Raw genomic sequence first — 16100 nt, forward strand, 5'->3', positions numbered from 1 at the left:
GCGGTTCGTCCCCGTTCTGGTCGCTGGCCTGACGTCGCCGACCAGGGTCGGCCCACCGGTGTCGATTCGACACCGCCCATTATTACAACCGCGCACGAGAGTCTCGGACGAGATGTACGACGACATCCTCGTTCCGACCGACGGGAGCGGTGGCACGGACGACACACTGACACACGCGCTCGACATCGCGACGCGGCGAGGCGCGCGCGTGCACGCGCTGTCGGTGGTCGACCGTCGGATCTACCTCTCTGCGGCTCGCGACCAGCAGGACGACATCCTCGAGAGTCTGACCGAGAGCGCCGAATCGGCCGTCGACGCCGTCGAGACGCGAGCCGCGGGGGAGGACGTCGAGACGGTGGGTGCGGTCCGAGACGGCGTCCCCCACTCCGAGATATTGAAGTACGCTGACGAAGCGGGAATCGACCTCATCGTCATCGGGACTCACGGACGGACGGGGCGTGACAAGCTCGTCAACATGGGGAGCGTGACCGAACGGGTCGTCGAGAACGCCACACAGCCCGTCCTCGTCGTCCACATCGGCGACGACTGACGCCGGTTCACTCGATCCGTCGACACATCGCCCGACATCGCGGGTCCACGCCGCCCGACTGAACCGACCGAAGAAGAAGCATTAACGGAGGGGCACCGCGTGGGCGAGATATGGAGTATCACGAGGCGGTGAACTTCCTCTTCGACCTGCGCCGCTTCCGGATGAAGCCCGGTACCGAGGCGGTTCGGGGCCTCCTCAACCACCTGGACGACCCGCACGAGGACGTCGCGTTCGTCCAGGTCGCCGGATCGAACGGGAAGGGCAGCACCTCCCGGATGGTCGCGTCCCTCCTCCGGGAGTCGGACCTCTCGGTCGGCCTGTACACTTCTCCGCATCTCGATAGCCTCCGCGAACGCGTCACCGTCGACGGCCGTCAGATACCGAAGCGAGCCGTTTGCGAGTTCGTCGAGCAGGCGAAGCCGTATCTCGTCGATCGGGCCGCCGCGGGGGAGCCACTCACGTTCTTCGAGACCGTGACCGCGCTCGCGCTCTGGCAGTTCGGCCGCGCCGACACCGACGTCGCCGTCCTCGAGGTCGGGATGGGCGGCGAACTCGATGCGACGAGCGTCGTCGACCCGGTCGCGGCGGCCGTCACGAACGTGACGCTGGAACACACCGACGTCCTGGGGGACACCGTCGAGGAGATCGCCGCGACGAAAGCGGCCGTCGCTCCGTCGGACGGCCCGCTCGTGACCGCCGCGACCGGAGCCGCGCTCGCGACCATCCACGACCGAGTCGAGGACGTCGTCCGTGTCGGCGACGCCGACGCGGCCGGTGCCGAGGAGTCGGCGGGTACCCCCGACGTGCGGGTGACGTATCACGGTCACGGCGGACCGACGCTCGAGGGACGCGTCACGCTCGAGGGAGACGGCTGGCACGTCGAATCGCCGCTTGCACTCTTGGGTGCACACCAGGCCCAGAACGCGGGGGTCGCCGTCGTGTTGGCTCGACAGGTGGCGGCCCGGTTCGGCGTCGAACTCACCGAGTCGATGGTCGTCCGGGGCCTCAGAGGGGCCCACTGGCCGGGGCGATTCGAGGTGCTGTCTCGAGACCCTCTCGTCGTGCTCGATGGCGCGCACAACCCAGGTGCGTGCGAACAGGTCGCGGCCGTCCTCGAAGCGTTCGACTACGACCACCTACATCTGGTGTTCGCCGCGATGCACGACAAGGACCACGAGGGGATGGCGGAGGCGCTCCCGTCGCCAGACAGCGTGGTGACCTGCCGTCCGAACATCGACCGGGCGGAGACGTCCGAGATTCTCGCTCGCGTCTTCGAAGCCCACGGCGTCGACGACGTCACTGCCGGCGACACCGTCGCATCGGCAGTCGAATCCGCTCGTCGTCGAGCCGACCCCGACGACTGCGTGCTCGTCACCGGGTCGCTCTTCTGTGTCGGCGAGGCGCGGACCACGTGGACTCGACGGGTGGTGCCCAAGCGCGTTCGGGACCTCGACGAGGCGGCGTCGACGTTCGCACACGCGTCCGTCCCCGACGAGCGAGCGCACGATGCACGGGCGGACGCCGTCCACCGCGTGATCGAAACGCGAGTCGACCGCCGTCAGGCAGCGGTGCTCCAGCGCGAGATGGTTCGGGTGGGCGGGAACTGCGTCGTCTCCGGCCACGAGAACGACGGCGAACTCGTCTCGGTCGTGGTGATGGGGACGCTCGCGCAGTTCTCGGCGCTCGTCGACGCGCTCGCGTCAGTCCCGTACGGACTCGACGACGTTCGGGCGCGCCTCCGACGTCGACTCGGCCTCGACACGTCGTCGACGGCGTCCGAGTCGGCCACGACGTACCCGTGGTCCGACGGGACGGCCGTCATGGGTATCCTCAACGTCACCCCCGACTCGTTCCACGACGGGGGCGCGTACTACGACCTCGACGACGCCGTCGAACGGGCGACGGCGATGGTCGAAGCCGGTGCCGATATCGTCGACGTCGGCGGCGAGTCGACCCGGCCGGGAGCCGAACCGGTCCCCGCCGCCGAGGAGATCGACCGAATCGTCCCCGTCGTCGAAGCGGTCGCCTCACTCGACACGCTCGTCTCCGTCGACACCCGGAAGGCGGCCGTCGCCGAAGCGGCGCTCGACGCGGGTGCCGACATCATCAACGACGTGACCGGACTGGACGACCCCGAGATGCGCTTTCTCGTCGCCGAGCGGGACGTCCCCGTCGTCGTGATGCACTCTATCGACGCCCCGGTCGACCCCGACAACGTCGTCGAGTACGACGACGTCGTCAGCGACGTCATCGCCGAACTCACCGAGACGGTCCTCCGGGCCGAGGCGGCCGGCATCCCCCGAGAGAACGTCATCGTCGACCCCGGCATCGGCTTCGGCAAGCGCGCCGCGGAGAGCTTCGAACTCATCGACCGCGTCGACGAGTTCCACGCGCTGGGCTGTCCGGTCCTCGTCGGCCACTCTCACAAGTCGATGTTCGGCCTCGTCGGACGCGACGCCGACGAGCGCGGCCCCGCGACCGTCGCGGCGACCGCCCTCGCCGCCGACCGCGGTGCCGACATCGTCCGCGTCCACGACGTCCCCGAGAACGTCGCGGCCGTCGGTGTCGCCCGGGCCACGCGCGGAACTGACGACTGGTCAGCGTAGTCACTCCGGTCGAACAGGCTGACAGGCGACACGCTCGCTCGGACGGACAGTGTGTCACCGTTTCGCGGTTGTCCGTCCGCGTGTGCTACGTCACGGCTCTCGCGTCGGTGGCCGCGGCATCGTCCTTGAACCTCGTGGCGCGTCCCACCGGCCGCCGAGCGGACGCTTATACCTCTCGCCGTCTTATTCCGCCGCGTGTGCACTCTCACCCTCGCGTGGCAAGCGTTCACCGACGCACCGGTGGTCGTCGCGGCGAACCGCGACGAGGCGCTGGACCGCCCCTCTGAACCGCCCGGACGGCACCACGGGTCGCTCGGGTTCGTCGCGCCGCGCGACCTCGATGCGGGCGGCACGTGGGTCGGAGTGAACGATGCCGGCGTCTTCGTCGGCATCACGAACCGCTGGGTGGACGTCGAGGAGGGAGGCGAACGCTCGCGGGGCCTGCTCGTCCGCGACGCGCTGAACACGACGTCGGCCGAGGAGGCGGCACGCCTCGTCGAGCGCGCGGTACGCGAACACCAGTACGACGGCTTCAACCTCGTCCTCGCCGACGAGGCCGCGGCGGTGCTCGTCGAGTGGGACGGACGGCTCCGCGTCCGGAACCTCTCGCCCGGCGTCCACGTCGTCGTCAACGTCGGCGCAGACGGGGAGTTTTTCGAACCGGAGCGTCGTCCCGAGATGGGTCCCGAGCAGGGCGACAACGCCGCCCGTATCCAGGAGACGCTCTGGCCGGACCCCGGTGAGGGACACGAGGCGTGGCTCGACCGTGCCACGGCCGTCCTCGCAGACCACGAGTACGGCGTCTGCGTCCACAGCGACGGGCCCGAGGGACGCTACGGCACTCGCTCGTCGTCGCTCGTGACGGTGTTCGACGACGGGCGTGTCGACTACCAGTTCGCCCCTGGACCGCCGTGTGAGACCGCCTACGAGCCGGTCGACACGGACGCGGAGACCTCGGCCGAGGCGGACGAAGGTCAAGTTTAAACCACCCGCGGGCCGTCTTGGCTGTATGAGCGCGGCCGAAGCCGAGGCGGAACTCGCTGACGACGAGCGCCAGGCACTCGAACTCATCCGCGACGAGGGTGGGATTCACCAGAGTGACTTCTGGAAGGCGCTGGATATCTCCTCGCGCAAGGGGAGCCGAATCGCGGAGAAGCTCGAGGGACTCGGGCTCATCCAGCGTTCGAGCACCGTCTACGACGGACACAACACGTACTATCTCGAACCCGCTGCGCGCGACCTCGAGTTCTCGCTGTTGATGGCGGGTGACCTGCTCTCACCGTTCATCGGCGAGGAGGAGGTCAACGCCAACAGCGACGCGTTCTCGCAGTGGCTGATGAACCTCGCGTACGAGGAGTACGACATCTGAGCGCCCGCTCCGGAACGTCCCTCTGACGTCCGGTGCTGGGTGAGAAGACCGAAACGGACCCGGGTTCTGTTCTCTCTGCACGTCCCGTGACGCGAGTCGCCGGCTCAGGCGGACTCGTCCTCGCCCTTGTCCTCCTCACTGGGGAGCAGGTCGAGTTCGGCGAGGTGGCTCTCGACGTGGTCGTTCGAGAGCTCCTCGAACATGGGCTCGTCGACGGGAACCTTCGCGACGTCGACGCCCTCGGGCGCGAGTTCGTCGTCGTTCGTGGAGGCGATGGCCTTCAGCGCGAGTTCGACCCCGTCGTCGAGCGAGAGGTCGTCCGCGTACGACTCCTCGAGGTACTCCTGGAGGTCGCCGCGGTTCGCGCCGATGGAGACGGCCTTCCACTCGTAGGGCGTCCCGGAAGGGTCGGTCTCGTACAGCCGGGGCGTGCCGTTCTCGACGCCGGCGATGAGGAGCGCGACGCCGAACGGGCGGGCGCCGCCGACCTGCGTGTACTGCTGGATGTGGTCGGTGATCTCCTTCGTGAGCGTCTCGATACCGATGGGCTCGCCGTAGCGGAGCTGGTTGATCTGTGCCTGTCGGCGCGCGAAGTCGATGAGCTGGCGTGCGTCCGCGACGTGACCGGCCGAGGCGATTCCGATGTGGTCGTCGGCCTTGTGGATCTTCTCGACGCTCGTCGGCTCCATCAGCGGCGAGCGCGAGCGCTTGTCGGCGGCGAGGACGACCCCTTCAGGGGTCCGGATACCGATGCTCGCTGTCCCCCGCTTGACGGCTTCACGGGCGTACTCGACCTGATACAGACGGCCGTCAGGTGAGAAGATCGTGATTCCGCGGTCGTACGCCTGCTGTTGGGCTTGTCCCTGCATGATGTGATGTTACGGATTACTCGAAATCGAGTTCGGTCGCACCCGTGAAGCCGCCCGGGCCGGCCACGTCGACGACGGGTGGACGGGCGACGGCCGACCGGGCGTCTTCATCGACCACGACGGTTCTCTCCTCGGGATTTCCGGGTCCGCGATTTAAATACCTTTCCTCAGCGGCACGCACTGTGCCCGACACGCCGCGGACCCGGACGCCGAGCGGGTGGCCGTCGACCGACGCGACACACGCGAGCACCGCCCGCGCGACACCGACCTCGCCCCGGCGGGCGCGCACCAGCGTCTCCCCGCGCCCGCGGTCGAACTCGAAGCCGAGCACGGTGAGGTCGACGTCCGCGCTCGCGACGTCGCCGACGAGGTTCTGTGCCGCGTACCACACCTCACGCTGGAACGCGCCCCGGGACAGCGAGGCGTCGGGCCACCCTTCCAGTTCGACGGCCAGATAACGCCACCGCGGTCTGAGATGTTTCGGGAGGTGTCTCATGGCGGCGTCACTCCGCGCCCGCCGTGGACTCGCCGGCGCGTTCCCCCACCAGGACGCCCACCTGGTCGTGGACGCGTTCGACGGCCGTCAGCGCGAACCCGCAGTCGGTGAAGATGTCGGCGAGCGTCCCGACCGTCGCGGGGTCGTCGACCTCGGGGGAGTAGAACGGCTCGTCGGGGTCGGCCTCGCCGAAGAACATCACGTCGCCCAGCACCAGCCGACGCGGCCCGAGGGCGGCGATGACCGCCACCGCCTCACGCTTCTCCGCGTCAGAGAGGTGGTGCAGCGCGAAGTTCGAGGTGACGACGTCGACCGGCCCGTCGTACTCGGGCGCGCGGAACTCGCCGTAGCCGAACTCGACGTTTGCGGCCCCCTGTTCGTGGGCCTTCTGCCGCGCACGGTCGAGCATCCCCTCGCTGATGTCTCGCCCGACGACACGCTTCGCCCGTGGAGCGAGCGCGAGTGCGATGGCACCGGTTCCGGTCCCTAGGTCGAGGACGACGTCTTCGGAACCGGGCGCGGCGTGGTCGACGACGAGGTCACAGCAGGCGAGATACTCCTCTGAGGCGGTATCGTCGTATTCCCCCGCGAGGTCCGAAAAGCGCGTGGCGTGTTCCTCAAGCGTCTTCTTCATATCTGCCACGTTCGACACCGGGAGCAATGAACGACTCGGACAGCCGCTCCCTGTTCCGCTCGGCGAGCCGACCCCACTCGCGCAGGCCCGCCCTCATCGCCCCGGCCTCGAACCCGAGCGTCTCCCCCAGCGCGTCGAGTTCGCGCGGCGCTCGCAGCTGGAGGTGCGAGCGGGGCGTCGCGCTGACGACGTACGGTGCGTCGTACGCGCCGACGAGTTCGCGGAGCTTCCGGAGCTTCCGGAGGGCCTGCACCCGTCGTCCGCCGTCGAGTCGGAGCACCGGACCGAGGTCGAACTCGATGCGGACACCGTTGTCACGGGCGGCCTTCACGAGGACGTGGTTCACGTCACCACCGTCGTCGAACGGCCGGGTGAGCACGTCGACCCGCGCTTGCTCGACCGCGAACCGGTTCAGCGTGTCCGTCCCCCCGCGGACGAGAAGCAGCGTCCGCGACCCCCGGTGTGCACCGACGGCTCCCGCCGCCGACTCGGGGTTGTCGGCGACGACTTCGACGCCGTCGACGACGTCGACCCCGAACCGGTCCCGAATCCGGTCGTACTCGTCGTCGGGCGTGCTCGTCGCGCGAACGACGACGCCGTCGTAGCCGTAGCGGTCGGCAGCGTGAGCGAACCGCGCGACGGTGGTCTCACCGTCGGGCGTCGCGGAGACGGCTTCGTACATGCCCCGGAGAACGACACCGGTCGGTATCGGGTTTACGCTTCCGCGACGAGGGTCGAGAGCGCGGCGGTCAGCGCCTCGGCCGCCCGTTCGACCGACTCGACGGAGACGTACTCCCGCTCGGCGTGCGCCACGGCACCCTCGTCGTCCGCGAGGACGCCCGGCCCGAAGACGACGGTCGGCGCGGGCGCGAAGTACGACGCCTCCGTCGCGGCCGTGAACGGTCGGACCGCCCCGCGTCCACCGGCGTCTCTCGCTGCCGCCGCGAGCGTCCGGGCCAGTTCGTGGTCGGGGTCGGTCGCGAACGCCTCGAGGAAGGGCGTCGGTCGCTCCGTGAGAGAGAACTCGACGCCGACCCCGTCGGGGACGGCTTCGCGGACACGCGCTTCCAGTTCGTTTCTGAAGCCGTCCGCGCGCTCCGGCGGGACGCTCCGCCGGTCGAGAACGAGCGAACACGCGGCGGGCACCTGATTGGTCGCCGCGCCCCCCTCGACGACCGTCGGCGTGAGCGTCGCCGGCCCCAGTTCGGGGTGTGGGTCGCGGTCGGCGTCGAACTCGCGAACGATTCGCAGCACCGGTTCGAGCGCGGCGACCGCGTTCGCGCCGGTGTCGGGCTCGGCCGCGTGGGCCGCGACGCCCGAGAGCGACAGCGTCCCCTGGAAGCGACCCTTCGCCGCGGTGCAGACGTCGAGACCGGTCGGTTCACCCACGATGTACAGGTCGCCGTCGAGGTCGAGCGCCGCCGCGCCCGTCGACAGGACCTCCTCGTCGGGGGTCACCGCGAGAGTGACACGGGCGTCGCCGGGGTCAACGGCGAAGAAGGCGGCCAGGAGCGCCGCGAGCGGCCCTTTGGCGTCACAGGAGCCGCGGCCGTGTATCGTCTCCCCGTCACGTCCGTACGGGACGTGTGGGGGGACGGTGTCGATGTGGGTGTTCAGGACGACGTGGCGGGTACACTCGTCGGGCGAAGCACCGCTCGACGCGAGCGTGTTGCCGGCGTCGTCGACAGTCGCCTCGACGCCTCCCTGTTCCAGGGTCTCCACGAGGAACGAACGCATCTCCGCGACGTCCTCGTCGGTGGAGTCGATTCGAACCGCGCTCGCGAGGAACTCGACAGGGTCGAACGTCGCCGACACGGTCAGGGTTCGGGCGTCGGTACCGTCTCGAGTTCGCCCGCGAAGTCCCGGACGACGGGACCGCGGAGCGTCGCCTCGTCGGCCTCGGGCACACGAATCATCAGGTCGCCGCCCGGCGGCGACACCCGAACTTCCTCGTCACCGGCGAGACCGAGACGCTTCGCCGCGGCGACGACGGCGACCGCGCCCGTCCCACACGAGCGGGTCTCGCCCTCGACGCCGCGCTCGAACGTCCGCTGGCGGAAGCCGCCGTCCGCCTGCGCGGCGACAGTGACGTTCGTCCCGCGCGGGAACAGGTCGGCGTGTCTGATGGGGGGTGCGAGGACGTCGAGGTCGACGTCGTCCACGTCGTCGACGAAGGCGACGGCGTGGGGGACACCCGTGTTCACCGCGGTGACGGTGAGGCCCTCGACGTCCTCCTCGACGAGCGGGTCGTCCCGGGCGAGGGGGACGTCGCGCGGTTCGAACGACGGGACGCCCATCTCGACGGTCACCTCGTCGTCGTCGAGCACGGCGCGACGGGTACCCGCCGGGGTGTCTATCATCACGACGTCGGCACCGGTTCGGTTGCGTGCCCACGCGGCCGCACAGCGCGCGCCGTTCCCGCACATGGCGGCCACGGAGCCGTCGGGCTGGACGAGCGTCATGACGACGCGCGGCGGGTCGTAGCTCGACTCCAGCGCGAGAAAGAGCACGCCGTCGGCGCCGACGGTGTCCGAGTCGGCGTCGGTGACGCCGGTGGTCCGGTCGCAGTGGGCGGTGGCGAATGCGGGTCGGTTCGGAACGGGGTGGTCGGCGTCGACGACGACGAAGTCGTTGCCGGTCCCGTGGTACTTCTCGAAGGGGATGGTGTGTTGTTGCGTCATTGTTCCAGCTCGGTCAGCGCCGCGAGCGATTCACGTCGGCGGGCGAGACGGGGCTCCGGGTCGAGGACGACCTCCGCAGGCCGCGGACGGGAGTTGTACGTCGATGCCATCTCGTAGCCGTACGCGCCCGCGTTCCCGACGGCGAGGACGTCGCCCCGTGTCGGTGCAGCGAGCGGTCTGTGCTCACACAGCACGTCGCTGGTCTCGCATATAGGTCCAGCGACGGTGACCGGTATTGCGCTCCTGTCGTCTCCTGCCGACAGGTTCCGAATCGCGTGGTAGGCGTCGTACATCGCCGGTCTGAGCAGGGTCGTCATGCCGGCGTCGATACCGACGACGGTTTCGTACTCCGCGGACGTCTTCACGGTGTTCACGGTCGTGAGCACGACGCCCGCGTCGGCGACGACGTACCGGCCGGGCTCGACGGCGAGCTGGGCGTCGACCTCGCCGAGGGCCTCGCGGGTCGCCTCGGCCACGGCAGAGAGGTCCAGCGGCGGTTCCTCCTCGCGGTAGGGGACACCGAAGCCGCCGCCGACGTCGACGAACTCCAGGTCCACGTGGGCGGCGACGTCCCGGGCGAGGTCGCCCATCCGCCGCACCACTTCGCGGTGTGCGGAGAGGTCGTCACCCGAGATACCCGACCCCGCGTGAGCGTGGATGCCGACGACGTCGAAGTCGTCGCGGGCGTCGCGGACGACGGCTTCCGCCTCGGAGGAGGGGACGCCGAACTTGGCGTGTCCCCCTGTCGTCACCTTCTCGTGGTGGCCCGCGCCGACGCCGGGGTTGACGCGGACGCAGAGTCGGCCGTCGAAGCCGCGTTCGCGGAGTCGGTCGACGGTGTCGCGCGCGCCGACGGTGACGGTCAGTTCCGGTTCCGACAGCCACCGGTCGACGACGACGTCGAGGTCTCTGTCCGGCGGGTTGACCGCAGTGTACTGCACCTCCTTTCCCGCGGCACCGGCAGCGAACGCACGTTCGACCTCGCCGGCGGAGGCACACTCGATACCGAGGCCCGCCTCGCGGACGGCTTCGAGGACCGCCCGCCCGGTGTGGGCCTTCGCGGCGTATCGAACGTCGGCGTCGGGGAACGCCGCCCGGAGACGCTGGCAGTTCTCCCGGACGCGGCCGAGGTCCATCACGTACAGCGGCGTCTCGTACGCGGCGGCGAGGTCCCGCAGTTCGTCGCCGTCCCACGCCGACAGCCGCCTGACGGGCGGGTTCTCGGCCGCGTGCTCGGACTGCTCTGCTCCCTCGCCCGCGTTCATTCCCGCAGGGCCTCCTCCCGCCGCGTGGCGTCGCGGGTGTCGTCCTCGATGTCGAGGGCGACCACGGCGGGTTTGTACGCGCTCCCGGCGAAGAGGTCGTGGTCGCCGATGGACGACTCGACCATCCGGGTGAACGCGCGGCGCTCCGAGGGGAGGTGGCCGTAGACGACCTCCTCCGCGACGAGGTCGTAGACGGGAATGCGCGGCGTGAGCAGCGTGTTCTCGCCGACGATGGTGTTCTCGCCGACTCTGAAGCCGGAGGTGACGCGACACCCCGCCCCAAGTGAGACGCCGTCTTCGAGGACGACGGGTGCGTCCTCGACGGGCTCGAGGACGCCACCGACGAGCGTGTTCGCGCCGAGTTTGACACCCTCGCCGATCTGCGCGCAGGAGCCGACGGTGTCACAGGAGTCCACGAGGGTGCCGTCGCCGACGTACGCGCCGACGTTGACGAACGACGGCGACATCATGATGCAGTCCTCGCCCAGGTAGGCACCGCGGCGGATAGCCGTCCCGTCAGGGGTGTTGCGCGTCCCCTTCTCGGCGAGGTCGTCCGTCTCTCTGAGCGGCAGGACGTCGTGGTAGGTGACGTCGCCGTACTCGCGCGGGTGGGTCTCGCGGAGCCCGAAGTTCAGCAGGATACCCTGCTTGACCCACGCGTTCGCCTCCCACGATTCGACCGTGTCACCGGTCTTCTCCGCGGCGCGGACCTCGCCCGCCTCCAGCGCGTCGAGGAACGCGTCGAGTGTCGCTAACTCCGTCGCCGTCGTCGACTGCGCGTCGATCTCGTCTGCCTGATACTGTTCCCACAGGGCCTCGACGTCGGTCTGCAGCGTCATGCGTGTGAGTCACTCCTCATCGTTGATTACGGCTCCGAAGTCGTACCAGCCCGCACCCCGTCCCGAGAGCCACACGGCCGCGTCGAGCGCGCCGTCGGCGAAGACGCCCCGGTCGAGTGCGGTGTGTGAGAGCGAGAGGTACTCGTGGTCGCCCCCCAGGAGCACGTCGTGTTCGCCCGGAACCCCTCCGGCCCGTCGGGCGTGAACGCCGATTTCGCCGTCCTCGCGGGGCTGGTCGCCCTCGCGGCCGTGGACGCGCGGGTGGTCGCCGCGGAGTTCGTCGATATCCTCCAGGAGTGTGTTGGCCGTCCCCGACGGCGCGTCGCGCTTGCCGTTGTGGTGTGTCTCGGTCACCTCGACGTCGAAGTCGGGCAGGGCCGCGACCGCCTCCCGGACGGCCCGCCGCAGGGCGGCGATACCTCGCGAGAAGTTCGACGCCTTCAGGACCGGCACCGACTCGCTGGCCTGGGTGAGCGCCGCCTCCTGTTCGACGTCGAAGCCGGTGGTTCCGACGACGGCGGCGACGCCGGCGTCGGCGCAGGCCGCGACGTACTCGGCGCTGGCGGCTGGCGCGGTGAAGTCGACGAGGGCGTCGACCTCGTTCTCGACGAGGAGTCGCGGGAGCGCCTCGGCGTCGGCGACGCGAACGCCGTCGACCTCGTCTTCGGCGGAGCCGCTCACCGCGAGCACGAGGTCGAGGTCTTCCCGTTCGGACGCGAGCGCGAGCAGTTCGCGCCCCATCCGACCGGTCGCCCCGGTCACCGCGATTCGAGGAACCTCGCTCACCGGTCGGCCTCCGCGGCGACCGGTTCCCGCTCCAGGTCGTCGAGGATGTGCCCGAGTTCCGTGGCGTGCTCATCGGACAGCCGGGTCAGCGGCAGCCGGAGGTGCGGCGCGCTGTAGCCGCGGATGCCCATCGCCTCCTTCACGGGGATGGGGTTGGTCTCGACGAACAGCTGACGGACGAGCGGCGCGAGGCGGTGGTGGAGCTCACGCGCCCGTTCGTAGTCGCCGTCGAGCGCGGCGTGGACCATCTCGACCGTCCGCTCGGGTTCGATGTTGGCCACGACGCTGATGGTTCCCGCTCCGCCGACCGAGACGACGGGCAGGGTGAGGCCGTCGTCACCGGAGAGGACCTGGAAGTCCTCGTCGCGCGTGCGCTCGATGACCTCGGATATCTGGTTGAGGTCGCCGCTTGCGGCCTTGTACGCCCGGATGTTCGGGTGTGAGGCGAGTTCGACGGCCGTGTCGGGGAGGATGTTCCGGCCCGTGCGCGAGGGGACGTTGTAGACGATCTGCGGGAGGTCGACCGCGTCCGCGATGGTCCGGTAATGTTCGATGAAGCCGGCGGGTTCGGGCTTATTGTAGTACGGCGAGATGAGGAGCAGGGCGTCGGCACCCGCTGCTGCCGAGCGCTGTGAGAGGTCGAGCGCCTCGCGGGTGTTGTTCGAGCCGGAGCCGGCGATGACCGGTACCTCGTCGCCGACCTCGCTCACGACACACTTGACGACCTCGATGTGTTCGTCGTGGGTGAGCGTCGCCGACTCGCCGGTCGAACCGACCGGGACGACGCCGTCGACGCCGGCGTCGACGAGGCGTCGGGCGTCCGCGCGAAGGGTCTCGAAGTCGATGCTGTCGTCCTCGTGGAACGGCGTGCACATCGCCGGGTACACGCCGCGGAATTCGTCGATTGCTGTCATTGGTTGTGGATGGGTGTCGTCTGTGGATGGTTGTGAGTGTTCTCGGACCAGTCACTGCTGACCGTCGAAGGTCGCCCGAAACGGGGTCGCCACTCCCGCCACGAGCGTCAGAAAACGCGTTTTTTCGGTTTCGGCGGCGTCGACCCACGCGGCGCTCCCCACGGGCGAGCAGCGGCGTGCGCAGGTCGGTTCACGTTTGCACACACGTCAGCTTTCCCCCTTATACCTTGCGGGCGCAGTCGACACACGTCAACACGACCCACATTCTATCGCATCCCGCGCTCACGCGCGCGCGCTCCAGCGCGGCGCGCACTGCTTGAGTGCGTGGCGTTCCGGTCTCGCTCGTACGAACGAGGCCTGGATTCTCCACCTCCGGGGACCTCCCGCTCTTGCCGGTCGTCTCCGTGGCTCACTCCGCCGGGACGGTTGGGGGCCGCGTCGACCCACCGAGCGCTTCCGGATGACCCTGAAGACGGCCTGACCGGACCACCCTCGTCGGCGGCCCGTCGCCGGGACCGACAATCGTTAGTCCGTGCGCCCGCGTCGTTGGGCAATGACCGAGATTCACCCCCACCAGCGGGTTGCCGTACTGGTCGACGCACAGAACCTCTACCACTCCGCTCACAGCCTCTACTCGCGGAACATCGACTACTCTTCGTTGCTCGAGAAGGCCGTCTCCGGGCGTGAGCTCGTGCGTGCGATCTCCTACGTCATCCGCGCGGACTCGCCCGACGAGGAGCGCTTCTTCGAAGCGCTCGTCGACATCGGCTTCGAGACCAAGATCAAGGACATCAAGACGTTCGGCGATGGGTCGAAGAAGGCCGACTGGGACGTCGGGATGAGTCTCGACGCCGTCACGCTCGCCTCCCACGTCGACACTGTCGTCCTCTGTACGGGCGACGGCGACTTCTCGCGACTCTGCTCGCATCTCCGCCACGAGGGCGTCCGCGTGGAGGTGATGGCGTTCAAAGAGTCCACCGCGGACGAGCTCGTCGAGGCGACAGACGCCTTCTTAGACCTCTCGGAGCGACAGGACACGTTCTTGTTGTAAGGCGGCCGGAGAACGAACGTCGATTCAGCGGGTCGCGTCGCGGTCGGTTCCGAGGCGCGCAACGGCGGCGGTCGCACCGACGACGGCGGCCGCGGCGAGGACGACGGGAACGCCCTGGGGCGCGTTGCCCGCGGCGAAGAGGCCGCTACTCGCCAGCAGGAGGCAGACGCCGGCGAGGGCGAGTCTGAGGTTCATGTCCGTTCAACGGCAAGTCGCTTATATATGAGTTTCTCTCTCGAACGAGCGTGTCAGCAGGCGACACACGGTGACGAAGCCGAAGCGTTTTGTCCCGACCCCGGCGAGAAAAGGGCATGACCGACGCGGACACGCGCGACCGCCGTCAACTCCGGACGGTCGCCGACTACCAGTTCGGCCGCGGCGCGGGGGCCGCGCTCTTTCCCGCGGAGGAGGACCTCCGCATCGACCGGACGTCGAGCGGACGGCCCAGTCAGGTCCACGCCGACGGCGGTCGAATCGTCACCTACGCCGTCGATGGGCGATTCACGCTCGGCGTCGAGGGAGGACGGCGACTGCTCTCGGCGCTCGACGCACCCGCTTACCGCGTCGTCGTCGGCGACGAGTCCGAACCGTTCGTCCGCGACGGCAAGAACGCCTTCGCGAAGTTCGTCCGCGACGCCGACCCGGGAATCCGGCCCGGCGACGAGGTCGCCGTCGTCGACGAGACCGACGCCCTGCTCGCTGTCGGCCGCGCGGAGTTGTCGGCCGACGCGATGGCGGACTTCAACACCGGGATGGCGGTGAAGGTCCGCGCGGGCCACGCAGACCCGGCCTGACCGAGACGTCCGACAGCGGTCGCGCCGTCCGAACGTTCTTAGCCGAGGCCGCGGCCACCCGTCCCCGTGACCCAGTAGGTGCAGTGACGGGACGTCCGCGAGTGTACGGCACGCCGTCCCGTCCGTCCCCCCGAGCGTGCCGTCTGTCCGCGACAGCCAGTCACAGGTACCGGGCCAGTCCGAGCGCTTCGACAAGGGGGACGCCCGCGACGAGCGAGCCGAGCAGGTAGCCACCGACGGCGCCGCCGTTGAGCAAGGGGAGCCCGGCGTGTGCCCGACCTTTCATGACCGCCCACATGAGGACGAAGAAGCCGAGGAACGTCCCGACCATCGCCGTCAGGGCCGGGAGGTTCAACGACGGGAGGGCGGAGAGGCCAAGCGACGCGGCCGGTGAGAAGAACGCCCCGCTGGCGACCATCACCGTCGGCATGACGGCGTCACCCAGCCCGATGAAGAAGGCGTCGCGGACCGACTCTTCCTCCGTCTCCCGGTCGGTCGGCTCCGTCTCCCCGCGCTCACGCCCGTCGGCTTCGACGCCGCCACCGTCTGCCGTCGCCTCGGCTGCTTCGTCACCCTCGTGGACGTCGTTCGCGCCCGAGAAGTCGGTGTCGAGGAGCGAGTACGACAGCGTGGTCGGGATGACGAGCACGACGGGGATGCGCAGGTCCATCACCCCCTCGGCGAGTTCGAGCATGTGCTCGGTTCCGTAGACGGAGATGGCGTCGTAGACGGCGAGCACGGAGAGCAGAACGACCGCCGGCAGGACGCCGAAGCTGATGCCGAAGAGGGCAGCCGCACCCGCCCCCATCAGGACGCCGGCGGCGTCGATGACGTACCACTCGGGATGTGCCAGAAGTGCGACCGCCACCGCGGCCGCGAGGACGACGGGCACCAGTCCGGACAGGACGGCGCTGAAGACGTACCACGAGAGGAGCCCGGAGGTGAAGACGACGACGCCTCTCACCGCCCAGTCGAAGTCGTACTTGAACGCCGCGAGCATCAACGCCGTGGCGACGAGGATCGCGCCGATGTACAGGAGGCTGTTCGTCGGGTCTGTCGGGTCTTCGACCTGCTGATACCCCTCCGCGTAGAAGGTGGGAACGAGCGCCAGCGCCCCCAACTGCACGAGGAGAAAGAGGAGGGCGGCGAAGGCAACCCCACCGTAGACGCGTGGTTTCATGCCCCGACGTTGCGAGGGGGAGGGCTTGGGCCTTTTCGTTGCGAGGGGCGCAACCGCGTGGGATGG

General features: G+C 69.3%; 18 protein-coding genes. 6 read left to right on the forward strand and 12 right to left on the reverse strand.

Features of this window, described 5'->3' with window-relative positions:
* The first annotated feature begins 112 nt into the window (after positions 1–112).
* The 4 genes from E6N53_RS02100 to E6N53_RS02115 all read left to right on the forward strand — a co-directional run bounded on the left by E6N53_RS02100 (position 113) and on the right by E6N53_RS02115 (position 4525).
* Positions 113–550: a universal stress protein gene (locus E6N53_RS02100; protein ID WP_136588791.1), complete on the forward strand. Its 438-nt coding sequence runs from the start codon at positions 113–115 to the stop codon at positions 548–550.
* 110 nt (positions 551–660) lie between these two features.
* Entirely contained in the window at positions 661–3156 is a 2496-nt protein-coding gene (folP, locus tag E6N53_RS02105) for a dihydropteroate synthase (RefSeq protein WP_142856515.1), read from the forward strand.
* A gap of 195 nt (positions 3157–3351) precedes the next feature.
* A complete protein-coding gene (locus E6N53_RS02110) occupies positions 3352–4140 on the forward strand; it encodes an NRDE family protein (RefSeq protein WP_142856517.1) in 789 nt (262 codons plus the stop codon).
* Positions 4141–4165: 25 nt separating this feature from the next.
* Positions 4166–4525, forward strand: a complete 360-nt coding sequence (locus E6N53_RS02115; protein WP_136588794.1) for a helix-turn-helix transcriptional regulator — start codon at positions 4166–4168, stop codon at positions 4523–4525.
* Between the two features lie 104 nt (positions 4526–4629).
* On the opposite strand, the gene psmA is transcribed toward E6N53_RS02115, so the two are convergent.
* Genes psmA through dapA form a run of 10 tightly spaced genes read right to left on the reverse strand, consistent with a single transcriptional unit; the run spans position 4630 to position 13009 of the window.
* Positions 4630–5394 (reverse strand): archaeal proteasome endopeptidase complex subunit alpha, encoded by a 765-nt coding sequence (psmA, locus tag E6N53_RS02120; protein ID WP_142856519.1) that lies wholly within the window; start codon positions 5392–5394, stop codon positions 4630–4632.
* A gap of 16 nt (positions 5395–5410) precedes the next feature.
* Entirely contained in the window at positions 5411–5890 is a 480-nt protein-coding gene (locus tag E6N53_RS02125; RefSeq protein WP_136602286.1) for an Rpp14/Pop5 family protein, read from the reverse strand.
* A gap of 7 nt (positions 5891–5897) precedes the next feature.
* Positions 5898–6524, reverse strand: a complete 627-nt coding sequence (locus E6N53_RS02130; protein WP_142856521.1) for a class I SAM-dependent methyltransferase — start codon at positions 6522–6524, stop codon at positions 5898–5900.
* Entirely contained in the window at positions 6508–7206 is a 699-nt protein-coding gene (locus tag E6N53_RS02135) for an RNase P subunit p30 family protein (RefSeq protein ID WP_142856523.1), read from the reverse strand. Before E6N53_RS02135 ends, E6N53_RS02130 begins: the two co-directional genes overlap by 17 nt.
* Positions 7207–7238: 32 nt before the next feature.
* A complete protein-coding gene (locus E6N53_RS02140; RefSeq protein WP_142856532.1) occupies positions 7239–8339 on the reverse strand; it encodes a M20 family metallopeptidase in 1101 nt (366 codons plus the stop codon).
* Positions 8340–8341: 2 nt separating this feature from the next.
* Positions 8342–9205, reverse strand: a complete 864-nt coding sequence (dapF, locus tag E6N53_RS02145) for a diaminopimelate epimerase (RefSeq protein ID WP_142856534.1) — start codon at positions 9203–9205, stop codon at positions 8342–8344.
* Positions 9202–10470, reverse strand: coding sequence for a diaminopimelate decarboxylase (gene lysA / locus E6N53_RS02150; RefSeq protein WP_142856536.1), 1269 nt, complete (start codon positions 10468–10470; stop codon positions 9202–9204). The genes dapF and lysA overlap by 4 nt, the downstream gene beginning before the upstream one ends.
* Positions 10467–11309 (reverse strand): 2,3,4,5-tetrahydropyridine-2,6-dicarboxylate N-succinyltransferase, encoded by an 843-nt coding sequence (locus tag E6N53_RS02155; protein WP_142856539.1) that lies wholly within the window; start codon positions 11307–11309, stop codon positions 10467–10469. Before E6N53_RS02155 ends, lysA begins: the two co-directional genes overlap by 4 nt.
* Before the next feature lie 9 nt (positions 11310–11318).
* Entirely contained in the window at positions 11319–12095 is a 777-nt protein-coding gene (gene dapB / locus E6N53_RS02160) for a 4-hydroxy-tetrahydrodipicolinate reductase (protein ID WP_142856541.1), read from the reverse strand.
* Positions 12092–13009, reverse strand: coding sequence for a 4-hydroxy-tetrahydrodipicolinate synthase (gene dapA, locus E6N53_RS02165; protein ID WP_142856543.1), 918 nt, complete (start codon positions 13007–13009; stop codon positions 12092–12094). Before dapA ends, dapB begins: the two co-directional genes overlap by 4 nt.
* 553 nt (positions 13010–13562) lie before the next feature.
* On the opposite strand from dapA, the gene E6N53_RS02170 reads away from it, so the two are divergent.
* A complete protein-coding gene (locus tag E6N53_RS02170) occupies positions 13563–14060 on the forward strand; it encodes a LabA-like NYN domain-containing protein (RefSeq protein ID WP_136588805.1) in 498 nt (165 codons plus the stop codon).
* A gap of 24 nt (positions 14061–14084) precedes the next feature.
* On the opposite strand, the gene E6N53_RS20895 is transcribed toward E6N53_RS02170, so the two are convergent.
* Positions 14085–14255, reverse strand: a complete 171-nt coding sequence (locus E6N53_RS20895; protein ID WP_201740102.1) for a hypothetical protein — start codon at positions 14253–14255, stop codon at positions 14085–14087.
* 116 nt (positions 14256–14371) lie between these two features.
* Here E6N53_RS20895 and E6N53_RS02175 point away from each other — a divergent pair, with 116 nt between their 5' ends.
* Positions 14372–14854, forward strand: a complete 483-nt coding sequence (locus E6N53_RS02175) for a PUA domain-containing protein (RefSeq protein ID WP_142856545.1) — start codon at positions 14372–14374, stop codon at positions 14852–14854.
* Between the two features lie 160 nt (positions 14855–15014).
* On the opposite strand, the gene E6N53_RS02180 is transcribed toward E6N53_RS02175, so the two are convergent.
* Positions 15015–16034, reverse strand: coding sequence for a presenilin family intramembrane aspartyl protease PSH (locus E6N53_RS02180; RefSeq protein ID WP_142856548.1), 1020 nt, complete (start codon positions 16032–16034; stop codon positions 15015–15017).
* Positions 16035–16100: the final 66 nt, after the last annotated feature.

It is taken from the genome of Salinigranum halophilum, from assembly GCF_007004735.1.
In the GTDB taxonomy this organism is placed as follows: Archaea; Halobacteriota; Halobacteria; order Halobacteriales; family Haloferacaceae; genus Salinigranum; species Salinigranum halophilum.

Coding starts and splice junctions, on each gene's coding strand:
- folP (WP_142856515.1), top strand. CDS start 661: ATGGAGTATCACGAGGCGGTGAACTTCCTCTTCGACCTGCGCCGCTTC.
- E6N53_RS20895 (WP_201740102.1), bottom strand. CDS start 14,255: ATGAACCTCAGACTCGCCCTCGCCGGCGTCTGCCTCCTGCTGGCGAGT.
- E6N53_RS02125 (WP_136602286.1), bottom strand. CDS start 5,890: ATGAGACACCTCCCGAAACATCTCAGACCGCGGTGGCGTTATCTGGCC.
- psmA (WP_142856519.1), bottom strand. CDS start 5,394: ATGCAGGGACAAGCCCAACAGCAGGCGTACGACCGCGGAATCACGATC.
- E6N53_RS02115 (WP_136588794.1), top strand. CDS start 4,166: ATGAGCGCGGCCGAAGCCGAGGCGGAACTCGCTGACGACGAGCGCCAG.
- lysA (WP_142856536.1), bottom strand. CDS start 10,470: ATGAACGCGGGCGAGGGAGCAGAGCAGTCCGAGCACGCGGCCGAGAAC.
- E6N53_RS02175 (WP_142856545.1), top strand. CDS start 14,372: ATGACCGACGCGGACACGCGCGACCGCCGTCAACTCCGGACGGTCGCC.
- E6N53_RS02100 (WP_136588791.1), top strand. CDS start 113: ATGTACGACGACATCCTCGTTCCGACCGACGGGAGCGGTGGCACGGAC.
- E6N53_RS02170 (WP_136588805.1), top strand. CDS start 13,563: ATGACCGAGATTCACCCCCACCAGCGGGTTGCCGTACTGGTCGACGCA.
- dapF (WP_142856534.1), bottom strand. CDS start 9,205: ATGACGCAACAACACACCATCCCCTTCGAGAAGTACCACGGGACCGGC.
- E6N53_RS02130 (WP_142856521.1), bottom strand. CDS start 6,524: ATGAAGAAGACGCTTGAGGAACACGCCACGCGCTTTTCGGACCTCGCG.
- E6N53_RS02135 (WP_142856523.1), bottom strand. CDS start 7,206: ATGTACGAAGCCGTCTCCGCGACGCCCGACGGTGAGACCACCGTCGCG.
- E6N53_RS02155 (WP_142856539.1), bottom strand. CDS start 11,309: ATGACGCTGCAGACCGACGTCGAGGCCCTGTGGGAACAGTATCAGGCA.
- E6N53_RS02180 (WP_142856548.1), bottom strand. CDS start 16,034: ATGAAACCACGCGTCTACGGTGGGGTTGCCTTCGCCGCCCTCCTCTTT.
- dapA (WP_142856543.1), bottom strand. CDS start 13,009: ATGACAGCAATCGACGAATTCCGCGGCGTGTACCCGGCGATGTGCACG.